Genomic DNA, 21,510 nt, shown 5'->3' on the forward strand with positions numbered 1-21,510 from the left:
AGGCTGAGCCGGTTCGACTTTGCGAATGCGGAGACTGAGATATGAAAAGCGAGGATTCACTCCCCATGTTGGCTGGTGAAATAGGAGAAGGCGTTCGCGTGAAGCGAGCGGAGATTCCTGTCGCTCACAGGCGTTGCCTGATGCTGCTGCAAGGAAACGAGGGTTACGGCGTTCGCCGCGCCGTTCTCGACCTTTCGAAACAGCTTGTTCTCAATTCGGTGGAGCTCCACTTTGTCGCTATGCGCTCCGGACCGTTCGTTGCGGAGCTGAAGGGGCTCGCATATCCCGTGACCGTGATGGAACAGGCGACCTCGGAGGGGATAAGACGAAAAGGCTTCGGATTCGTGCTGGGGTGCATTGCTGTCTTTCGGCAGTCGCTGACCGCGAAGCGACGCCTTGTTTCAATCATCGAAGACGTCAAGCCGGACTGGATACACCTTCCGGTAGCGTCGCTACTCATACTGGCGGGCTTGGCGGGACGCACCGCGAAGCGACCTGTGTATTGGCATTTGCACAACACAGTGGTGTCCAAGCTTCCGATGCGGCTGCAGCCGCTTTGCTACCAGCTGATCTGCAAGCTCGCTAAGGTCACGCCCATGGGCAACAGCCAGCATACGGCCGCCTCTCTGGGCGATGCTCTTTGCAAGCCTGAGGTTCTGTATCCAGGTGTGGATACGCAGTTTTTCAATCCCGATCGCGTGAAGGCGCCGCTTCGAAAGTCCGATTTCGGTTTCGAGGAAACCGTGCCGTTGTTCGCCATCGTGGCGAGAATGAATCCCAGCAAGGCTCAGGACCGTGTGGTAGAGGCTGCCATAGGACTCCTGGCTGAAGGGAAGCGCCTTAGCCTGATGCTGGTGGGCGGCCCGCTTGATTCGGACTACAGCGTTTCGTTGCAAAAAACAATTGATGCAGCCGGCGCAGGGGAGGCTATCAAACTGGTTGATCGAGTCGAGGACCCACGTCCGTACTTTCAGTTGGCGGATGTCGTGATCAACAGTCGCAAGGATGCGGAGCCGTTTGGACTGTCCCTCGTCGAGGCCATGCTGATGGAGCGTCCCGTTCTGGCCTACGCGCTCGGCGGACCGTCGGAAACGGTGGGCGTGGGCGTCACGGGCTGGTTGGTGGACGAGCCTACGGTGGAGGGCTACCGCCGCGGAATCATTCAGGCGTTGAAGGATGAAGCCAGATGGAAATCGATGGGCGCAGCCTCAAGGGCTCGGGCAGCGGAACGTTACTCCCAAGAAATCACTACAGCCCACTACTTGAAACTGGTCGCGAGTCGCGACACGTCGGTTCGCTCGAAACGGAGCGATTGGGCGCGAGGTGGCGTTGTCGCCTAAGTCTGGATACAAGAGACCGGATTGGAAAATCGGTCGTAGCTCGCTGCATGCTTCGTCAAGTGGCGGATAGGTTGGAATTTTGAGTTTCGAAAACTATGAACTTCAGAAAGAATGTCGTCTTGAAGAAGGCTTGGCGCTACGGGGCTGCGGTGCCGCGCGCCTTTAGCTCGGCCACGGCGCGACCAAGCGCCTGGAGGCAGAACCCGCCGGTGCTGGCGAACTCCTTTCCTAAAAGCGGGACTCACCTGCTTCAGCAGATCCTGAGCGTATTGCCTGGCATGAAGGATTGGGGAGGCTTTTGGGCCTCCCAGCCGTCTTTCACCTTCCGGGAGATCCAGCCTGAGGCCATGTCGCGACGGATCAGGCGCGTCAGTCCGGGCGAGCTGGTCTGCGGACACCTGTACTACAGCGACCAGGCGAAGGAGGCATTGGAAAGCAGGCACGTGGCTCACTTCTTCATCTATCGTGATCCACGCGATGTAGTGGTTTCGGAAGCTCACTATTTGGGTGAGATGAATCGCTGGCACAAGCTGCACTCGCGATTCAGCAAGCTGCCGACGAGAGCGGAGCGATTGCTTCTCTCCATCAAGGGACTGCCGAAGGAGGACATCTACTATCCGAACATCGTGGAGCGATTCTCTCGGTTCACGCAGTGGATCGAAGATCCCAACGTCTGCTCGATCAGCTACGAGGATCTGATTTCGGAGAACAAGTACCAGACGATCGAAAAGATCATCAAATTCTACTGCTCGAGATCAGGTTACGACTATCCAGTTGAAGCCCTCATCCAGCGGGCCTGCGAGGCGATCCAGCCATCGAAGTCTCACACCTTCAGGCGTGGCGGCAGCGGAGGGTGGAAAAGCGAGTTCGATGGGGGCGTCAAGGAGCTGTTCAAGCAGATCGGCGGCGCCGAGCTGGTGATGAAGCTCGGCTACGAGAAATCAGTCGAATGGTGATTCGTCGCCAATCGATTGCCATCAACGCTTAGCGGCGGGGCTCGCGTCACCGAACGGAGCTGCAGCGAAACATAAGACAAGGAACTTGTATGAAGATTCTGATACATGACTATGCTGGACACGCGTTTCAGATCCAGCTCACGCGGGAGCTCGCGCGGCGCGGATTCGAAGTCGTGCACGCCTACGCGGGCGGATTGCTGACGCCGCAAGGGGACATGCAGCGCGTCGATGGCGATCCGCCTGGCCTCTCCTTTCGAGAAGTGCCGATGGATAAGCGGTATCGAAAGAACAAGTACAAGTTTCTGAAACGACGCGGATACGAGGTCGCTTACGGGAAGGAGCTGCAGCGGGTCATCGAGGACGAGCGGCCATCGATCATTTTCAGCGGGAACACCCCGTCCGAGCCGCAATTGATGGCGGTCAAGCTTGCGAACGAGCTTGGCATTCCGTTCGTTTCCTGGGTTCAGGACTTCTACAGTGTCGCGGTGAAGAAACTGGCGGCTCGCAAGTCGCGAATTCTAGGGCGGCTGGCGGCGATCTACTATACCGAGGTGGATCGGCGATGTTTCAAGCGTAGCGCGCGCACCGTTGCGATCAGCGAAGATTTCATCCCGACGCTGGCCGAATACGGCGTTGATGCCCGCGACATTTCGGTGATTGAGAACTGGGGAGCCATCGCCGAGATCCCGATGCTTGGAAAAGACGTGTCATGGGCCCGCGAATACGGGTTTCATGACAAGAAGGTTTTCTTGTACACTGGAACCATGGCCATGAAGCATAATCCTGATTTGGTGCTTCGTCTCGCCCAGCGCTTTCACAATGACCCGGAGGTTCGCGTGGTGGTGGTCTCGGAAGGGCCCGGCGCGGACTACTTGATGGAGCAAAAGCCTATCCGGGGATTGAGCAATCTGGTCATCCTGCCGTTCCAATCCTTTGACGTCCTGCCGCAGGTGTTCGGAGCTGCGGACGTGATGATCGCCCTGCTCGAGGAAGACGCCGGTGTCTTTTCGGTGCCGTCGAAGATCCTGAACTATCTTTGTTCGGGCAAGCCAACCCTTGCGGCGATCCCCAAGGAAAACCTCGCGGGGCGCATCTTGGAAAAGAATCGAGCGGGCATCGTGGTCTCTCCCCGAGACGCCGAAGGCTTCGCTCAGGCGGGCGAGGACCTGATCGACAACGAAGCCCTGAGGTTGGAGATGGGAGCGTGCGCTCGACGCTACGCGGAGGAAAATTTCAAGGTAGAGATCGTTGGCGACAAGTTTCAGCGAGTGATCAATCAGGTGCTGGGAACCGAAAAGACGAGTCCTGCTCGCCAGATGCTGGCGGCCAACGCTCTTCGCGAGGAGGCAAGAAGCTTTAGCGAATAGGTTCAATATGGAGTCGCTTATGAACAGTATCCAGGAACTTGGTACGAGGTCGCCCAGCGCCGGGACGTCCCGCGTGAAGACCCGAGGAGTGATCTACGTCGTAACTGGGGGCAGGAGCTATCTCGGGGAGTTGGTTTCCTCCGTGAAAAGTCTGCGTCGCCATGAGCCGGACATCCCTGTAACCGTTTTTTCCCGCTACAAGCTGCCGTCTCGCTACAGGCTTGAACGCCGCGAGGTGGACCCTGATCTCAATCCGCACAAGCTCAAGGTGCGCTGCTTGCGCGAGTCTCCGTATGACGAGACGCTTTTTTTGGATACCGACACGTCTATCAAGGGAAAGGTGTCGCCTTTGTTCGACGAGCTCAAGCAGCACGACTTTTGCGTGGCTCATTCGCATGTGGCGGACTACTCTCGTCGACCTCCTTTGCTGCTGGATTTGGTGAAGGCTGATGGATACAACACTGGAGTGCTGCTGTTTCGCAAGTCCGATCCGACCTCGCTCTTTCTCTCCAAATGGGAAGGGGCGGTCATGGCGCATGATCCGAAGGAGATGTGGGCCGGTCACTACGGCGACCAGTACTTCTTCACCGAGCTGGTCAATGGTACGGGAGTGGCTGATTCCGAGCTCAAGTTCGGGATCCTGGACAACGTCAAGTGGAACTGCCGGGGCATCGCTTCGGAGCACGTTCGCAAGATCAATCGCTGGTCGGACGTGAGGATCTTTCATCACCGCACCAGCGGCATGAAGATTCGGAAGCTGATCTACTCCATCACGGATTTTCCGACGGCGAAGGTGATCGCTGGCAAGGGGCTTCGGCTCATGAGGCTGAGATGACCCCGGGTTCGGGAGCGACAGGTCGTATGCGCGCAGCGAATACGTCTGTTTTAAGTTCGCCAGTTGAGCTGCGAAGGGATTGAATGGTATGAGTGTCAGTCGTCACATTATGACTTATGATAGCCGAAGAAGCTATGCGGGGCCGGTTGAGGAATCCTCGGATGGCGGTTACCTAGCGAAAGCGGTGCTGGTCACTCTTTTCGCCTGGGCGTTGCTGGGAAAGCAGCTGCTGTTCATGCTGGCGATCGTCTTGAACGTGCCGACCCGTGTGCTTACGATCCCATCGCACATGGCCACGGTGGGGTTGGCGCTGGCCTCGGTGGTGGTGGTTTTTTTCGCCACCCGTTTCCGCTACTTTCCGCTGCATTGGATCGTGCTGCCATTCAGCGCCTTCTGGATGTTCTACTTCATGCGCATCGTGATCGACTACCAGGCGCAGGGGTCGATGTTCGCCCCGCCGAAGGACGCGACCTATTCGGTCAGCTACATCGCTCAGAAAGCGATTGGCACCTGTCTGTTGCCTTCCGTCGCGGTATTGCTGAACACGCATTGGGCGGCCTGGCGAAAGACGCAGACGGTTTGCTTCACCATGGCGGTGCTGATTGCGGGTTCCTTTTTCGCGATCTACCGGGAAAACATCTTTTCTTTCAGTGGGAGAATGAATCCGGGCGATGAAACGGGCGATTTCGCCACGATCAGCTCGCTCCAGCTGGGGTACTCGGGGCTGGTGTTGCTGATCTTCTTCCTGTTCATGTACTTCTCCGAACGGCCCAAAAACGTTTGGAAGGCGCTCTTGCTCTACTCGGTAGGGGCGGTGGGCATGCTGCTGATCGTTGGCAGCGCCTCGCGCGGACCGGTGGTTGGCTTCGTCTTCATGGCGGTGCCGTTCGGCTTCTCGCTGTTCTTTCGTGGCGAGCCCGGCAAGTTTATCAAGTTTGTGGTCGGTGTGGCGACCTTCGGAGCGATCGCCCTGATCGCCGCTCAGCTGACGGGCAGCAGCGTGTTCGATCGTTTGCTCAGCATCCATCACGATGTGGTTTCACAGTCGGACCAATCCGATCGGCTCGTCTTCTATGAGAACGCGTGGAACTCCTTCCTGGAGTCTCCGATCATCGGATCGCAGTCTTCGCTGGGAGGTTATGCCTACCCGCACAACTTGATTCTCGAGTCGCTGATGGCGGTGGGGATCGTCGGCACCATCCCGCTGCTCGTCGTGATCGGATACGCCTTCTACTGCTCGTGGGCGCTGCTGGTGCGCTATCCGAAGCTCGGCTGGCTGTCTCTGGCTTTCTACGCCTACTTCTGTGGCTCGCTCTTTTCCGGTTCCCTTTTTTCGAACGCGGCATTCTGGATTTCGATGGCTGGCACGATTTCGGCCTATCAATGGGCGGCGAGAGAAATGGATGAGCAGGAGGAGGAAGAGGCCCTTCGCTCCTGATCGAGGGGGTGGCTCCCTGGCTCATCTCCTGCCGGGCGTTCCTCCCGAAAAGGGTCTAGTTTTTGAATAAGATGAACGAGAAGATCGTATTTTTGATGTCCCACCCGAGGCATGCCAGGATGTGGCGTCGGGCGAAACGCGTGCAGCCGCATTTTCAGCAGTCGCAGGTTCTCGCCTTCGACCGAGAGATCTCCACCCCGGCCAAGCACGGCGACTATGTTTCGCTAGGGAACATCGCCAACCGAAACTACCTGTCTCGGCTGGGGAGCTTGTTCAAGGCGTTTCGCATCATCAGAGCGTCGGTGAAGAGCGCCAGCGCGGTGTATTGCTTCAGCTTGGATCTCCTTTTGCTCGCATGGGTGGCCTGCCTGACCTCGCGGGCCAGGCCGAAATTCGCCTACGAGGTGGCCGACATTCGAGACGCCCTGGTCGGCAAAGGCGTCGCCAGCGCGGCGCTGCGATTTCTGGAGCGCTTTTTGATCCGCCGCGTAGCGGTGGTCGCCTTCACCTCGCGGCATTTCTACGAAGGCTATTTTCGCGAGGTGCAGCGTTTCGATTCCTTCCCTCATGTGGTCATCGAGCACAAGCCGGAGCTTCCCCGGCAGATCCGCGATTCGATCGAAAGGCCAGCAGGTCTTCCGAGACCCATTACGGTGGGCTACTTCGGGCTCATGAAGAGCGTCGCCTCGTTCGAATTGCTCGTGGAGCTCGCAAAGCGCTCCCAAGGCGCTGTTCGAGTCCTCTTTCGTGGGATGTTCGTGCCGCCCCTCGATGAAGCGCAGTGCCTAAAGACGATAGATGAATACGCTGAGCTTTCCTATGGAGGACCCTATAAATCTCCGGCGGACTTGCCTAATATGTATCCGCAAGTTGATATCGTATGGGACGCATATAACGAAACGGAAAACTCGCGTTGGCAAAGAACGACTCGTTTTTCCGAATCTCTTTTCTTCAAAAAGCCGCTTATCGTTAACATCGGAACGCAAGACGAGCGCATCGCTCGGCAATATAACTTAGGGTTAACCGTTGATATAAGCGATCCCGAATCGGTTGTTGAGGCTCTGTTGGGAATTCGCGAAGAAGACTATCTAGAGTGGTGCGAGAGCTTCGATCGCTTGCCGGATTCCATGCTGTATTATGGTGATGAATACAGCTCTTTGGTGAAGGCGCTGAAGCCCGAAGGGTCTGGGCTGCAGGGGAGCTTCGCGGTATCCCACGCACCGTCTCACAGCTAGGGACACGTAAGGTTTGGTGGATCCCTTAGGAAAGCCTACGGAGACGGGCGGAAATTTTTTTTCGAAGGGCTTGAGTCGTAAATTTTTCTATAAGATTCAGTCAATGAAGCGATTAGAAAGGGGATGGGGGAACTTGATATAGAATCGGGCGTCTGTTCGCCGTTTAAACGATATGTGAATTGAAATTCATGTCGCGATTCGTGTTCGAATTCGTACGAAAAAGCGACGATGACCCATCCAACGATGATAAGAACCAACTTCAACCAAACGACTAAAAGTACGAGCTTTAGTAGTAGCAGATGTTCTTGGATCGTTTCACGTGCACAGGAGAGTTCGGGCTTTGGCCAATCTCGTGCGTTCGCGAAGCGATTCATGGCGCTTGTAGCTGCGGTGTTCGTATCCTCTTCATTCTATTCCAACGCGGAGGCTGCCCATACCTATATGGAGGTTTCCAATGGGACGCTAAGTTTCCCCTCGGACCAAAACGGGTACAAGATTCCCGATTTCTCCTATGCCGGTTACGAAAACTCCAACAAGGATCTGCCGGAGTACGGCGTTCACTACCAAGCGAAGGTCACGCTGAACAATCCTAGCGGAAACGAGACCTGGCGCGTGCAGAACGCGGTGGATCAGGTCGCTGCGATGGGACTCAACCAGTATGGCTACCGCGGCGCGGTGGTGCTGGGACCGGGCACCTGGGATGTTGACACCATTGAAATCAAGAAAAGCGGTATCGTCATTCGCGGCGCCGGAGAGGGCTCCACGATCATCGAGAGCCACGTTCCCGATGGACGACCGGCTCAATCGATCCTGGTTGGTGAAATCATGTCTCCGGATCCGAACCAGCTGTTCATGGACGGTCGTTCCGGCTCGAAGTGGGACATCACCGACAGCGTGGTCGACGTGGGAGATCGTTCCTTCAACGTGGAGTCCGGTCACAGTCTCACGATCGGCGACTCCATCGTGATCGAGCATCCCTGCACCTCGGCTTGGCTCTCCGCCATCGGCGGCGGCGCTCCCTATCCCAAGAACTGGGGCGTAGGAGAGGTGCCGATACGCTACGTTCGCAAAGTCACTGCTGTCGAAGGAAGCAGGATCACCATCGACGCCCCTGTTTTCTACTCGTTGGTCAAGGCGCGCTCGCAGTGCTTCGTCTACAAGTATACCGGAAACCCGATCAACAAGGTGGGAATCGAAAACCTGACCATCGATCACAAGACCAACTCCAACATCGACCAGGGGCACCAGAACCACTGCGTGAAGTTTGGCAAGGTAGACAACTGCTGGATGAGAAACGTCAGAGCCCAGAACTACAAGGCCCAAGGGATCGTGGTCCGGGAATCGAGCCGCGTGACTTTCGACAACGTTGACGTGACCGATCCGCACGCGGAAGTGAAGGCCGCTCACCGCTACGGAATCTCCTTTCGCGGCGCCCAGTTGATTTTGGCCAAGGATAGCTACGGACGCAGAAATCGCCACCAGTATATCGGCGGGGGCCATGCCATGGATTCCGGAAACGTCTTCGTTCGCTGTATCGCAGAGGACAACTACGGGGCTTCGGAGGACGGCCACCAGCGCTGGGCGAACGGCACCTTGTTCGACGCTTGCGTCTTCCGGCAAGTGGGAAGCCCGGAGTCCAACACCGGCAAGTATTTCGACCAGAAGATGCTATGGATGGGTAACCATGGCGACAACAGCAATGGGCATGGTTGGGCGTCCGTCACCGGCGTCGCTTACAAATGCCGCGTGCAATCCGGCGGCTACGCCATCGTAGCCAAGCCTCCCACGGGGATGAACTACGTGATCGATTGCGAAGGCGATTTCAGATCGAGCCACTCCGCTCATGGCGACTACCCGGGAGCTCTCAACATCAGCACTTCGGGCACGCTGCCGGAGAGCCTGTTTGAAGCTCAATTGGCGCAGCGGCTTGGCAAGACCGCTCAAGCTATCTGGTCGACCCAGCAGGATGCTTTGGATTTCGAGTACCAGCTCGTGGGGTCGGAATCGGATCGCACCTTCACTCTCACCAACACCGGCAGCGATACGCTCAGCGGTTCGATCGACGTGGACAGCTCTGTCTTTTCGATCGTCTCCAGCAAGAGCTTCAGCGGCCTCGCCCCAGGCAGCGATCTGACGATTCACGTTAGGTATCAGCCCAGCGAAGCGGGGTCTGACAGCGCCACCTTGACCGTATCCAGCGACAGAGACTTTCAAGTCGTTTTGGGCGGCGTGGCCGTCGAGGCCCAGGAGAGCAATCTGCTTCTGGCCGACTCGGGGACTCTGCTTGGAGCCATGGCCGATTATGGCGACTACATCACCACTACCCTCAAAGACGAAGGCTATGCCGTTTACGCTGTCTCGGTGGCGCAGGCCGGCGAATACAAGCTAGTGGCGGAGGTCAACGCCTCCGCAGAGGGCAGCAACTCCTTCTATCTCGCCATAAACAAATTGCCGAGCTCAGCCGAGGACACCTGGGACGTGGTCACGCTTACCGACGGATTCGAGCTGCGCGAAGTATCGCTGCGAGGCTCTGGAGCCTATAACGCTCCGGAATTCGAACCCGCGACTTGGGAGCTGGCAAAGGGCGTTCACTACATTTATCTCCGTGGTCGTGAAACGGATACGCAATTGCGTCAGCTTACGCTGATGTCTACTGCCGATGCAGGGGGGGCCGCCCCGGTCCAGCCTACGACTTTGGATGTGAAGGAACTTGTCGGCGACGACAACACATAGGAGAACGATTTAGGAACGAGTCGATCTAGCGTATCCAGCTTTCGGTACGCTATCTTTCAGAATGCGGCTACCGGTAGACCTGGTAGTCGCGTTCGCGTGTACGCGACCTTGTCTTTTCGGTCTCCAGCGCGATCGGTTCGCGTACTTCGATATGCAATTCAGCTCGATTCACGCCCACGACTTGGGGCAATCCTCGAGAACGAATCCGTCGAGTTCGGGCTGCAAAGCGATCGCTCGCGAGATTTATGTTTTCGAGTTTCCGCGAATTGGAAAGTAGAGCGCGTCTCAGCTAGACGAGCGTTGCCAGGTTGCGGTTCGCATTCGCGACCATTGGCCCTGTTTGTTCACCTATACCCAACCTCAAATATGATAAATGCCATGTCTCTCATCTCTAAGATCGAAACTGCAAGCGCCATTAGCCGCGGGTTCATTTGCATGACCGGATACACCGTAGCGAGCCCGTTTCATCGTCCGTCTCGCCTACGCTTCCTAGAAGCGGCTCGAGAACGGTTCAGCGTCTATTTGAGGGAGCCAACCTTGGAGCGCGTGGCGGTGTCGGAGCTAGTGGATACGGTGGAGGAAATCGTATTGCGCCATAGCATCGCTGGCGAGTGGCAGGTGACCCTGCCGGAACTGGCCGTTCTCGTAGGCATCGCCAAGTCTCGCTCCGTATCCAATATCTTCGAGATCGGAACCTTCGATGGCAGGACGTCGCTGAACCTCTCCTTGAACAGCCCTAGCGCCGCGATACGGACGATCGACCTGCCAGATGGAGTCCCAGGCTCTCCAGGCGGAAAGAAGCCGGGGTCGCTGATCAGAGAGCGCGTTCAGGAAGGCGCGATCGAGCAGCTGTTTGGCAATTCGCTCGAGTACGATTTCTCGCCTTGGTATGGAAAGCAGGACTTTGTATTCATCGATGCAGGACACAGCTATCGAAATGCCTTGGCTGATTCGAAGACTGCCTTGAAGCTGGTCGAGGGGCAGGAGGCCATTATTCTGTGGCATGACTACGCATCGATGCCCGGGGTTACGCAGGCGGTTGAGGAAACGTGCGCTCAGATCTCCAGCGATGTGACCACTGGTTGGATCGAGGGGACTTCGCTCGCGTTTGTCGTCTCCCGGCCCGGTAGTCCGATCCGATTGAAGTGAACAGCGGCCGCACCGCTGGCGCGAATGCGATTTCAACTATCGACTCCGGGTTTCGAGATCGATTGGCAGGAGAGCTGCTTGAGGTAATCGAAGTCTGTGTAGTTAAGGAATAGATACGGCACGCATGAGAATACTTTTGGTAACTTGGGTTGCACCGGTGCCTACAAGCATCGGCGGCAGCCAGCGGACAAACCTGCTCCATCGCGCCTTGAGCGAGCTGGGCGAGGTCGAGATGATCGTTCTATCGTCGGCAACGAGGTATACGGAGGAGCAGTGGCGGGTCATGAAGGACCGTTTCGGTCTAGTGGGGCGCATCCACTTGCCCAAGGCCTTCGAGAGGTCTCCTTGGAAATACCTGCCGCTTCCCCAGCGATGGAAAAACAAGCTTGGGCATAATGTGGAGGGTAGCCGCCGATTGCTGGCTACCGACCCGCGACTGAAAAACGCTTTGGAGTCCATGGTCGATTTGAGTCGCTACGATGTGGTCGTCGGCAGGTACGCCCGATCGATTGCCGCCTTGGGCTTGCACGAGAACGCGAAGCCGCCGGTGGTGTTGGATATCGACGACTGGGATCCGGACAAGTATCGCTCACGGCTCAGCGGGAAGGTGAGCGCTTGGGAGCGACTGATCCTCGGCTGGCACCTACGAAACATCGAGAAGGCGTCGCCGAGCGTCATCGCTGGCACGCGAGCCCAGTGGGTTTCCAACCCATCGAATCTCGAGGAACCGCTCGTTTCTCGAGCCAGGCTCTTGCCGAATATTCCCTTCGAGGCGGAAGGCAGCGATCTGGGGGACTTCCCGCTTCCGGAAGGAAAGGTGTTGATGACCATTGGATCCTATCAGCATCGCCCGAACGCTCTCGGTGTTGATTGGTTCCTGAACGAGGTCTGGCCAATGGTCGTAGCGGCGGAGCCGGGCGCGACGTTTCGCGTTTATGGCAGCCACTTGAGCTCTTCCATGCGGGATCGGTGGTCTCGGGTGAAAAACGTCGAGGTGATCGGATTTGTGGATACGGTTGAGGAAGCCTACCGAAACGCGGTCGCTACGGTGTGCCCCGTCAATGATGGAGCGGGTACGAATATCAAGATACTGGAGTCGCTCAGACATGGACGTCACTGCTTTTCAACTACGACCGGAGCGAGAGGATTCGACGATCTAGTGGAGGAGGACGTCGTAGGGGCGTTTTCGGACGCCGAGACGATGGCCCGAGCGATCGTGGAATCCTTGGGAAACCGCCAACGTTTGCCCGATCTCGGGGAGCGAGGACGAACCTTGGTCGAAGAGCGGTATTCCTACGCGATGTTTTCGACCGTGGTACGAGAAGGCATCGAGGACGCTCTGGGCAGGTCGATCGGTGGAGCGCCGATAGCGCAAGAGCGTCGTAAGGCGCTGGTTTAGTCACAAAACTCAAGCTGCAGCTTATGAATATGAAAACGGAAGTGGAACGCAGGCGTCCTTCTATGGATCCGACGCCATGGAATTACCGAGAGCCCAAGCTGGATCTACACCACCGCTACAAAGGCTATGTCAACGAGGTCAAATCGTTGATCAATGCCGGGATGTCGATTGCTCGAGGGAAGTACAGCAAGCCTGACTCGCGATTCGTCATATTTGGCCGGGAGCGTTCCGGCTCGACCCTACTGGTACGCTATCTGGATCAGCACTCCCAGATTCATTGCTGTGGTGAGATCTTGCGATCGCGCATGCTCTGGCCGCACGGGCATCGGGATCGCTGCCTCAATGCTGGCACGAAGCCGGTGCGGGGCTTCAAGCTGCTCAGCTACCAGGTTACGCAGGTGCATGGGCAGCGGCCGGACGGCGGCTACCTGAAGCGTCTGTCCGAAGAGGGCTTCAAGGTCATATACCTGCATCGCGACAACTACTTTCGTCTTGCTGTATCCAATATCTACGCGCGCTTGAGAGGCGCGTTTCATCAGGAGGCGTCTCGCAGCGCTGAGGCAAAGCGCGAGTCTTTTGTCTTCGATCCCAAGGTGTTGGTGAACTGGATGGAAGGGGCTGAACTCCGGACCCGAGAAGAATTGAAGCTGCTCGAGGATGTCGATTTTCTAGAGGTCGAATACGAGCGCGACTTGTCGAATCAGGAGACGCACCTGCGCACCCTGAAGCGCGTGTTCGATTGGCTGGAGGTCGAGCCGGAACCCCTTTCCCTCGCTTTGAAGCGAATCACCCCGAAACGATTGGACGAAATCATCGAGAATTACGACGAGGTTGTGGAAGCGGTTTCCAAAACGCGCTACGAGCGATTTCTCGAAAAGTAGAACACCGTCGAGCGGTCTGCCGATCGCGATGCTCAAGCATCGAAACGGCCTTTCACGAGTTCACTGAGCGTTACATATGTCCCTTAAGACGAAAACCATAACAGGCGCCCTTTCCACTGGATTCGGACAGGGGGTGAAGGTCGTCTTGCGCCTTCTTTCGATCGCTGTCCTGGCGCGTTACCTCAGCCCGGAGGACTATGGCTTGGTCGCCCTTGTGACCTCCATCGCGGGGATTCTCGCGATCTTCCAGGAAGCGGGACTATCCACTGCCATTTTGCAGAAGCCGGAAGTCAACCAGATCGAACTGAGCAGCATCTATTGGACGAACGTGGCATTAGGCTTCGCGGTCTTCGTCCTGACCGCAGGGTTCGGACCGATCGCTAGCAGGATATTCGATCAGGAACTGCTCGTGTATTTGCTTCCTTGTTACGGTCTTGCAGCGTTTATTCGAAGCTTCACGGTGCAGCGCGTGACCTTGTTGCAACGGGAAATGAAATTTACGGAGCTGGTGAAGGCGGATCTGATCAGCTTGGTGGCGAGCACTGTTGCGGCGATCGTAGCGGCCATGAACGGATTGGGCGTGTGGTCTCTGGTCGTTATGAATCTTTCCTACACTTTGATCTACAATCTGATGGTTACGGTCTATCAGAAGTGGCATCCAGATTTTCGATACCATCATGCGTCCGCCTTGCCCTTGCTTCGTTTTGGGGCTTCGATCATGGGGTCTAAACTGATTGGTCGCATCGGAGAGAGCTTGGACGCGATCATAGTGACCTATTTCCTAGGAGTCAGTCCAGCAGGCTACTACAATCGGGCCCAGAGCATCCTGAACGGGCCGATGCGGCAGATCGTCAATCCGATCATTTCCGTAGCTCGCGCCGGGACGTTTCGCGCGGCAGATGAACGCGCCAAGCTGGAAAAGGCGGTGGGGCTGGTACTGACGCTGACCTCTTTGGTATGCGGCTCGATCGTATTGCTGTCGTTCGCTCTTGCGTATCCAATTGTCATGACGTTGCTCGGTCCGGAATGGGCGCTTTGCGTTCCGTTGTTCATGGCCCTTGCGCCCTTCGCCTTGATCGAACCGTGCTCCTCTTATTTGACCACGGTTCTGGTTTCGCGGGGGGACGCCGCGGCATTGTTCAAGTGGAAGCTGTTCAGCGTGACGACAATCGTCATCAGCTTGTTCATCGGTTTGAAGTGGGGGATCTTGGGAGTGGCCTGCTCGTATTCACTTTCTGGGCTCTTTGTTCGATTCCCGCTACTCTTCGCCTATTCCTCTCGAAAGATCGGCATCCCGTTTCTCCGTCTGATGAGTGGCGTGCTTCCCTCTCTGGCCGTGGGCGCTCCGTTGATCGCGATCAATCTGATCGCCTATCTGCGGGACCAGGAGCCCGGACTGTTGCAGTCCACTTTGCTCGCTCTCGTGACCATGAGCGTGTATTGGGGAGCGATGTGCTTTTTCGAAAACACTCGGGAGGCGGTGACGCTGCTCACGAATCGTTTGTTTCAAGTCATGCCTTTCAAGCCATTGAGGCGGCGCATGCAGTTAGCCTGGTCGCGCGGCCGCTGATGACGGTGGAGCAAGGGGAACGAACCCGGTTGGAAATCGGTTATGCCCATGAGATTCAGTTTTGTACATTTCACTTTGCCTGATGAGGCCGAGAGCGGGATCGTGCGCTACGGCCGGCATCTGGCAGCTCAGGCCTCCTTGGAGGAAGAGGTGACGGAGATCGCTCTGACTTTGGGCAAGCAGTCCGGACGGTTCGACGTTGGGCAGGTCGAGGGTGATCTCGGGCGAATGGTTTTCCAGTTCTCACCTTATTATCATCCCCAGGCCTGCATCGAGGCCATGCGGGCTCTTGTTCGGAAAACCTCAGGGGATCCGGCCAAGCATCTGATCATCGTGCACGACTCGAATCGACTGGCCAGTCCTTTCAATCAGTTCACCCGGTTCCGCCGCTTGCTGCAGTTGAAGCTTTGGTCTCGGGCGATTCAAATCAAGAGAGTCGGGGACCAGCTGAAGCGCTTTCTCCGGGACGCTCTCCCGACGAAGTTCGCGCTGAGCGCGTTCGACCAGAAGCAGACCGTCGAGCTCTCGGCCCGATTGGCCTATGACTGCGTATCCGTGCCGCATTTCGTCGAAGAACCGAACTTCTCGTTTGATAACGAGGATGCGAAAAAAAGCCTCGGACTCGAAGGCAAGCAGGTGTTGACGATACTCGGATTCCTGTCGCCGCACAAGCGACACAGGCTTTCGCTGCAGGCCCTAAGCCACCTGCCAGAAAACTATCATCTCGTGCTGGCGGGCGGCGCCACCGACTTGAGCGGCTCCTACTTTCGCTCGATCGAGGAGTCGATCGAAGAAATGGGACTGGCGGACAGGGTCACCATCACCGGCTATTTGCAGGAACGCGATCAGGCCTGCTACATTGGCGCTACCGACTTGGCGATCTGCCTTTATCGGGGAGGGGCCGCGTCCGGCTCGCTTTCGACCTGGATCGCTCACCGGAAGCCGATTCTCGTTTCGCAAGTCCAAGAGCTATCGCTTTACAATGAAACGGCTCCCGGCGCCCTTGAAGTGCTGACGAGCGACGACCCGATTTCGCTGGCCGGGAGGATCCAGTCGATCCTAGAAGGCCCGATCGACGACGAGCTCTCGGCGCTCGCCCAGCTGAAGACCGAACTGTCGCTCGAGCGGACGTGGGAAACCTACCGAAAATGCCTCGTCGAGTCGGAGGAGGGGTTCTCCAGGCTCGTGCCGATGGCGTAGGCGTGGTTTGCGGGCGCTGGGCTATGAATTTCGAAGTAGTAGGCTATGATTATCTCCAACAACAATCGCTATATATTCGTGCACATCATGAAGGCCGCGGGCACGAGTGTGACGGACGCTTTGAGCAAGCGTCTGGACTGGCGGGATTTGGCCTTGGGAGGGACGGAGCTCGGCGAGCAGATCCATCACTTCTACAATGCTCACTGGGGCGTGGGAAAGCACAGCATGGCGCGAGAGATCAAGGCTCTGGTGGGTGACGAGGTTTGGGAGGACTATTATACGTTTTCCTTCGTCCGCCATCCGTTTCCGCGGGCCGTCTCGCTGTACAAGTACATCCAGCGCTTCGCGGAGCAGGAGAGGGTGCCTTGGTGGAAAAGCGCCTTGCGGGCGGCGGCTGGAAGAAAGAAGCGTTTTCGCAGGAATCGGTGGCTGAATGACCTGCCGGAGGCCAAAGCGTATTTCGAAACGAGTTCCTTTTCCACATTCATACGCCGAGCTCACGAGGTGGGCGCTTTGGGCATGAAGCCTCAGGTCGACTGGGTGACCGACGAGGAAGGAAACGACATGCTGGACTTCGTGGGAAAGGTGGAAAATTTGGAGGCCGACTTCGAACGAATCGTTCAATCGGTCGGTCTGGAAGGCGTGCAGCTGTCGCGCGCCAACAAGTCCACGTATCAGAAACCTTGGTACGAGTACTTCGCGGATGAAACGGACTTCCAGTTTCTGTCCGAAGTGTTTTCAGAGGACTTCGTCCATTTCGGCTACGACGCTTCTCGTAGACGGTAGGCCGGGGTCGTCTTCGCTCTTTTTTAGATCAATCGCCCTCGCGGGTTTTCGTTTTCCGGTGAGGTCGCGGTCAGAACATCCAACGATCATCTATAGTGATGAAAAGGAATCGGTTCAGTCGATTTGCGCTCAGCGCGCTAACGCTTCTTCTGTTCGCCGTGTCCGTCTGGGTATTTTTGAAGGCGGAACGCGTGCTTCATCCGCTCGAATTTTCCGAGGAGTTCGAGCTGGAGGAACTCGCCTATTGCTACGACCTGAATGATATGGGCGTAGCGGATGTCAACGATGACAGAAACTACGACATCTTCACTCTCAATCACAGCAATCGTCAGCTGCTGATGCTGAAAGGGGAGGATGGAGCGTACCGAGATCGCCTTGTGGAGCTGGGGCTTTCGCAAAGCAAGGCCTTCCCTGGCGTCGAAGGCGGTTGGGAGGTACCCCCGATCGAGGAGGAAGGCTTTTATATCTACTGGGATCGAGGAAAGCTGGTATTGAAGACGGCGTTCGGCTTCGAGGTGTCAGGTCAGGTGCGCTTGCCGAGAGAGCTGAAGTTCGATCTGAGCGGGGAGGTGACGATGAGCGAGCTGGGCGATCATGACATTGGCTTCCGATTCGATGGGGATGGGGAGATCGTCATATCATCCTGGGAATACTATTTTCTTCCGATTTTCGAACTGGATAAGGACGTGTCGTTGAAATCTGTATACGTGGGGCCGAAGCGTGCGAGCCCGACTCAGCCAACGTTCGAGCTTCCTGAACAGGATCGTCACACCATGATTTGGGCGGATTTCGATGGAGATGGCAGGACCGACGTGCATATCGCCAGAGGGGGCGATCAGGGAATGCTCGCCGATACCCACCCGGACGCCATGGATGAGCTTTACCTGTTCCGCGACGACGCCTTCGTCGAAGTGACGGAAAGTACCGGCATGATGAAAAACGGAATGCCGGCGCGCAGCGCCCAAGGCATGGACGTGGATGGCGACGGAAAGATCGATCTGTATGTGGTGAACGGTCGCGCTTGGGAGCCGAACAAGAACGCGCCGAACCAGCTCTTCGCGCGAAAGGACGAATTGAGATTCGAGGAAGAGGCGCATCGCCATGGGCTCGATGTCCCGGGAGATGGAGTGGTCCAGTGGATCGATTGCGACAACGATGGCGATATGGATATGGTCTGGGGCGCGGAGGACAAGTTGTCGCTTTTCCGCAATGTCGAAGGACTGTACACGGAAGAACGTCTCGCTCCGCTCGAGAGCAAGCCGCACAGCATGACCGCTAGCGACTTCGATCGAGATGGCGACATCGACATCTTTGTCGTCTCAGAGGCGGGTAACGTTCTGCTGTTGGGCGAGGCGGGTGGCTTCGTTCCGGTTTCGCCCGATCGCTACGGTTTGCCGACGCGGAGCGACGTGGCGAACTGGGTGGATTACGACAACGATGGCCGGGTGGATCTGCATGCCTTGCCTCAAGGATTGTTCAAGCAGGGGGAGGACGGAACGTTCGCCCGGACTGGCTTGCTTTCGCTGCGCATCAGTCGCAAGGCGTTCTGCTCCTGGTTCGATGCGGACAACGATGGCGATCGCGATATGCTGCTCGCTCTGATGGATCCCTTCGAGGTCGCCTTCGACCGGATCAAGCGGAAATTCATCGAGCCCGACGGCATTTTCAAGCCGAAGCTTTGGCGGGTGTATCTGATCGAGAACAACGTATCCACGAAAAACAACTGGCTCGAGGTGGAACTCGTCGGGCAGCGAGGAAACCGTCCAGCGGTTGGAGCTCGGGTGGTGCTGGATACGGCTGACGGGCAGGTGCAATCGTTTGTCTGCCACGCGGAGGGATCGTTGCATTCCCAAGGGCATTATCGGCTGTATTTCGGTCTTGGCGAAGCTGAGCGATACGAGTCGCTCAAAGTCGTCTGGCCGAACGGGGTAGTGGAGGAATTTGGACCCGGCCCAGCGAACCAGCTGCTTGTATTAGAAAACTCTGACAATAGTTGAGGCGCGTCTTTCCACTCCGTCGAGTGTGGAGCGCCACCGGTTTTTAATAATCAAACAATACTCCAAGAAGAGCGTTTATGGGAAAGGAGACTAACAACTCGGAAGAGTCAGCGGTGGATTTCAGGGAATGGATCAGCGTCGCCAGCGAAATCTCTCGCTGGTCGACCGACCGCTTCTGGGAAGTTTGTGCCCGAATTGCGAATACAGATGGAGCGGGCCCTGTCGAGGTAGACAAGATCGCATGGATCTGCTTCCCAGCGAGTGGCTTCTCCTACTGCAGCAAACTGCTTTCGCGGCACCCTGAGATCTATTCCCTGACTCGACCGCTCGAACATTCGCACGATAGCAGTCGTCTCAGCGGCAAGAAGTTTCTCGCTCAGATTCGCAAGCTGGAGGCGAAGGCTGCCGATCGGGTGTTGAGCTTTCCAGTGTATCCGGAACTGCTCAGTCGCATCGAATACGTGCGCCACGTGCTGGCGGACCGGAAGACCTTGAAGGTGGTTTTTCGGCGAGATCTATTGGGCGACTATCTGAAAAGCAGCAACGGACGCTACAGCACGCGTCGGGCGCAAGGCAGCGAAGCTGACGATGCGAGGGAGAAGGAGCGCTCGGAGATCTTTCAGTATTTGCTAAGTGTCGGAGGGATGCTGAGCCAGGCGGAGCTTTTTCTGATGCGCACTCAGCAGCCGTATGGAGTTTGCGCATACGAGGACGTCGCTCGGGGGAAGACGGCGGAAGATCGCTTGCGAGCGATGATCGACGAGATTGTCGCTTCCAAGGCGGACTTGGGCAAGCGCTTCCAGAAAGAGCGCGACGAGCTGGGGGAGCGCGGTGCGTCCGGGCGCCGAAAGCTAAACTATTTGAACCATGCTAGGCGCTAGGTCGAACCAAGGGCGCGCATGGTTTTGAAATGAATAACGCACGAGAGAAACAATCGAAGTGGAAAGTAAACAGGGATGAAGAATCTTACAGGATTATATAGCGCGATCGACAAGCGGCTTAAGGGAGGGACGCTTTCCGTTCGTTTGGCGCTTGCCAACCAAGTCGCCAAAGCGAACCCGCCCTCGAAGCGAGGGGTCGCGGTTTTCGGCACCGAATTTTCAGGAACGTCGTGGGTGGGAAAGGCGTTGGCCTACTCGCCGGATGTCGCTTTCTACCATAGGCCGAACGGCACCAACGACTTGTCGGCGCAATACGAGATCGAGGCCAGTCGCTACTTGCTCCCGAGCGATGATGACGGATTTGAGGATCACAATTTGCGCCAAGCTTTCAACGGGCGATTCGTGGGTCTGAACGAGTTGAGCGCCGACGCGATCGATCTGCGTCGCCGTGGCGACTACCGGGTGCTGGTGGAGGAGGTGGCGAGTTTTCTCTCCATCGAATGGGTTGCTCGGAAATGGGCTCCGCAGGTGGTAGTGGTGACGCGTCATCCGTGCTCGCATGTTCGCTTGGCTCAGAATCAAGGTGCCGCCGAATCCGAAGCGAGACAGCTGAATCGGATCCTAGACTGCGAAGCGCTTCGTTCGGGAATCCTCGAGCCGCATCTGGATCGGTTGAGCGAGCTCAAGCGGCCGATCGAGCGCTCTGCCGCCCTGTGGGCGATCAAGAATCTGGTCGCTCATGACGCGTATTCGAGAAACCCGGATTGGGTCTTCGTCAAGTACGAGGATCTTTGTCAGGATCCGATTCAGCGATTCAAGGAACTCTACGAGGAGCTTGATCTGGAATGGAATCTGGGCGCGGAAGACTACTTGGAGTACGTGAGCTCGGATGGGTGCCAGCCTTTCGTAGGCGTCGAGCCTTTGAACTCGAAGCAGGTCAATCGCTGGAAAAACGAAATGTCGGCGGACGACATCAGAACCATCATGCGTGTCGTCGAGCCCTTTGGGCTGCCGAGCTACGAAAGGAACGTCCTCGAATCGGGGGGCGTGGCGCTCAAGCCCTGACCATCGTTCGCGGCGAGGCGCTCCGATTGCGCTCGATCCGTGGCTGCTCGCCGCTCCAGGGCTACCGTCGTTTGACAGCCGGCGGCTCGCTACCCAGAGCGGGATAGATTTCCCTATAAGTTTACGTTTTCACGTGGGCCCCCTCCGTCAGGAGGGGGCCTTTTTCGCTTTCGGCGGTCGAGTGGGCAGCCGTGCCGGTTTCGCAGCGAGCGCCGACCTGTCGGAGCTGGGCGAGGGATTGCTGCTGCGGGGGAAGCGGTTTTGACGGCTTTCAGGTGGCCGGGTGGATGATTCGTAAGGGGAAAACGCCGGGTTTTTAAGCTAAGCTGCAGATCTACAGAGGGTTACGAGAAATCGGCCAGATCGGTTGCCTATTTGAAAATCTGATTTCAGGTATTGGCTTGCTTTAGTCAGAGTAATAAGAATAAAAGAAATAAAGGTATTTATTGTACGAAATCCCTTTTTCCCCTAGCCCAAGCGTCTTACACCAAGCAATGAACGTACTTTTCCTAACGGTATTCGTGGGCCTTATCCTCGTAGGCTTCGCTATCGCTTTTTTCGCCTTCACGCGTCGCTCCTCTGCGAGCAGCAGTCCGGAGCGCGACAGTCTGATGCCGTTGGAAGACGAGAAGGTGGTCCGCCCTGGCTCGAGTCGCCGCGGGGAGTGACGTTTTCCCG

General features: G+C 56.9%; 17 protein-coding genes. All 17 read left to right on the top strand.

Going from position 1 to position 21,510, the window contains the following annotated elements; genetic code table 11:
* Positions 1–65: 65 nt before the first annotated feature.
* The 17 genes from QEH54_RS11255 to QEH54_RS11335 all read left to right on the top strand — a co-directional run bounded on the left by QEH54_RS11255 (position 66) and on the right by QEH54_RS11335 (position 21,500).
* Positions 66–1,340: a glycosyltransferase family 4 protein gene (locus QEH54_RS11255; protein WP_309018774.1), complete on the top strand. Its 1,275-nt coding sequence runs from the start codon at positions 66–68 to the stop codon at positions 1,338–1,340.
* A gap of 95 nt (positions 1,341–1,435) precedes the next feature.
* Positions 1,436–2,296, top strand: coding sequence for a sulfotransferase domain-containing protein (locus QEH54_RS11260; RefSeq protein ID WP_309018775.1), 861 nt, complete (start codon positions 1,436–1,438; stop codon positions 2,294–2,296).
* Between the two features lie 89 nt (positions 2,297–2,385).
* Positions 2,386–3,663 carry a glycosyltransferase family 4 protein gene (locus tag QEH54_RS11265; RefSeq protein WP_309018776.1) on the top strand — a complete coding sequence of 426 codons (1,278 nt, stop codon included), beginning with the start codon at positions 2,386–2,388 and terminating at the stop codon, positions 3,661–3,663.
* Between the two features lie 19 nt (positions 3,664–3,682).
* Complete coding sequence (locus QEH54_RS11270) at positions 3,683–4,498, top strand: putative nucleotide-diphospho-sugar transferase (RefSeq protein WP_309018777.1); 816 nt, start codon at positions 3,683–3,685, stop codon at positions 4,496–4,498.
* A 109-nt stretch (positions 4,499–4,607) separates the two neighbouring features.
* Positions 4,608–5,936 (top strand): O-antigen ligase family protein, encoded by a 1,329-nt coding sequence (locus tag QEH54_RS11275; RefSeq protein ID WP_309018778.1) that lies wholly within the window; start codon positions 4,608–4,610, stop codon positions 5,934–5,936.
* Between the two features lie 71 nt (positions 5,937–6,007).
* Positions 6,008–7,171 (top strand): hypothetical protein, encoded by a 1,164-nt coding sequence (locus QEH54_RS11280; protein ID WP_309018779.1) that lies wholly within the window; start codon positions 6,008–6,010, stop codon positions 7,169–7,171.
* 372 nt (positions 7,172–7,543) lie between these two features.
* Positions 7,544–9,904, top strand: coding sequence for a choice-of-anchor D domain-containing protein (locus QEH54_RS11285; protein ID WP_309018780.1), 2,361 nt, complete (start codon positions 7,544–7,546; stop codon positions 9,902–9,904).
* A 378-nt stretch (positions 9,905–10,282) separates the two neighbouring features.
* Positions 10,283–11,053, top strand: coding sequence for a class I SAM-dependent methyltransferase (locus QEH54_RS11290; protein WP_309018781.1), 771 nt, complete (start codon positions 10,283–10,285; stop codon positions 11,051–11,053).
* A gap of 157 nt (positions 11,054–11,210) precedes the next feature.
* On the top strand, positions 11,211–12,452 hold the full coding sequence (locus tag QEH54_RS11295; protein ID WP_309018782.1) for a glycosyltransferase: 1,242 nt from the start codon (positions 11,211–11,213) through the stop codon (positions 12,450–12,452).
* Positions 12,453–12,475: 23 nt separating this feature from the next.
* Positions 12,476–13,333, top strand: coding sequence for a hypothetical protein (locus tag QEH54_RS11300; protein ID WP_309018783.1), 858 nt, complete (start codon positions 12,476–12,478; stop codon positions 13,331–13,333).
* 76 nt (positions 13,334–13,409) lie between these two features.
* Positions 13,410–14,903, top strand: a complete 1,494-nt coding sequence (locus tag QEH54_RS11305) for a lipopolysaccharide biosynthesis protein (protein ID WP_309018784.1) — start codon at positions 13,410–13,412, stop codon at positions 14,901–14,903.
* Between the two features lie 48 nt (positions 14,904–14,951).
* Positions 14,952–16,103, top strand: coding sequence for a glycosyltransferase family 4 protein (locus QEH54_RS11310; protein WP_309018785.1), 1,152 nt, complete (start codon positions 14,952–14,954; stop codon positions 16,101–16,103).
* Positions 16,104–16,148: 45 nt separating this feature from the next.
* Complete coding sequence (locus QEH54_RS11315) at positions 16,149–16,889, top strand: sulfotransferase family 2 domain-containing protein (RefSeq protein ID WP_309018786.1); 741 nt, start codon at positions 16,149–16,151, stop codon at positions 16,887–16,889.
* A 158-nt stretch (positions 16,890–17,047) separates the two neighbouring features.
* The gene (locus QEH54_RS11320; RefSeq protein ID WP_309018787.1) at positions 17,048–18,886 is read left to right on the top strand and encodes a CRTAC1 family protein; all 1,839 of its coding nucleotides are present in this window, start codon (positions 17,048–17,050) and stop codon (positions 18,884–18,886) included.
* A gap of 77 nt (positions 18,887–18,963) precedes the next feature.
* Complete coding sequence (locus QEH54_RS11325; RefSeq protein WP_309018788.1) at positions 18,964–19,767, top strand: hypothetical protein; 804 nt, start codon at positions 18,964–18,966, stop codon at positions 19,765–19,767.
* Positions 19,768–19,842: 75 nt separating this feature from the next.
* Positions 19,843–20,832, top strand: a complete 990-nt coding sequence (locus tag QEH54_RS11330; RefSeq protein ID WP_309018789.1) for a hypothetical protein — start codon at positions 19,843–19,845, stop codon at positions 20,830–20,832.
* Positions 20,833–21,326: 494 nt separating this feature from the next.
* Positions 21,327–21,500 carry a hypothetical protein gene (locus QEH54_RS11335; protein WP_309018790.1) on the top strand — a complete coding sequence of 58 codons (174 nt, stop codon included), beginning with the start codon at positions 21,327–21,329 and terminating at the stop codon, positions 21,498–21,500.
* Positions 21,501–21,510 lie beyond the last annotated feature (10 nt).

It is taken from the genome of Pelagicoccus sp. SDUM812003, from assembly GCF_031127815.1.
Lineage (GTDB): Bacteria > Verrucomicrobiota > Verrucomicrobiia > Opitutales > Opitutaceae > Pelagicoccus.

Coding starts and splice junctions, on each gene's coding strand:
- QEH54_RS11255 (WP_309018774.1), top strand. CDS start 66: ATGTTGGCTGGTGAAATAGGAGAAGGCGTTCGCGTGAAGCGAGCGGAG.
- QEH54_RS11260 (WP_309018775.1), top strand. CDS start 1,436: ATGAACTTCAGAAAGAATGTCGTCTTGAAGAAGGCTTGGCGCTACGGG.
- QEH54_RS11265 (WP_309018776.1), top strand. CDS start 2,386: ATGAAGATTCTGATACATGACTATGCTGGACACGCGTTTCAGATCCAG.
- QEH54_RS11270 (WP_309018777.1), top strand. CDS start 3,683: ATGAACAGTATCCAGGAACTTGGTACGAGGTCGCCCAGCGCCGGGACG.
- QEH54_RS11275 (WP_309018778.1), top strand. CDS start 4,608: ATGACTTATGATAGCCGAAGAAGCTATGCGGGGCCGGTTGAGGAATCC.
- QEH54_RS11280 (WP_309018779.1), top strand. CDS start 6,008: ATGAACGAGAAGATCGTATTTTTGATGTCCCACCCGAGGCATGCCAGG.
- QEH54_RS11285 (WP_309018780.1), top strand. CDS start 7,544: ATGGCGCTTGTAGCTGCGGTGTTCGTATCCTCTTCATTCTATTCCAAC.
- QEH54_RS11290 (WP_309018781.1), top strand. CDS start 10,283: ATGTCTCTCATCTCTAAGATCGAAACTGCAAGCGCCATTAGCCGCGGG.
- QEH54_RS11300 (WP_309018783.1), top strand. CDS start 12,476: ATGAATATGAAAACGGAAGTGGAACGCAGGCGTCCTTCTATGGATCCG.
- QEH54_RS11305 (WP_309018784.1), top strand. CDS start 13,410: ATGTCCCTTAAGACGAAAACCATAACAGGCGCCCTTTCCACTGGATTC.
- QEH54_RS11310 (WP_309018785.1), top strand. CDS start 14,952: ATGAGATTCAGTTTTGTACATTTCACTTTGCCTGATGAGGCCGAGAGC.
- QEH54_RS11315 (WP_309018786.1), top strand. CDS start 16,149: ATGATTATCTCCAACAACAATCGCTATATATTCGTGCACATCATGAAG.
- QEH54_RS11325 (WP_309018788.1), top strand. CDS start 18,964: ATGGGAAAGGAGACTAACAACTCGGAAGAGTCAGCGGTGGATTTCAGG.
- QEH54_RS11330 (WP_309018789.1), top strand. CDS start 19,843: ATGAAGAATCTTACAGGATTATATAGCGCGATCGACAAGCGGCTTAAG.
- QEH54_RS11335 (WP_309018790.1), top strand. CDS start 21,327: ATGAACGTACTTTTCCTAACGGTATTCGTGGGCCTTATCCTCGTAGGC.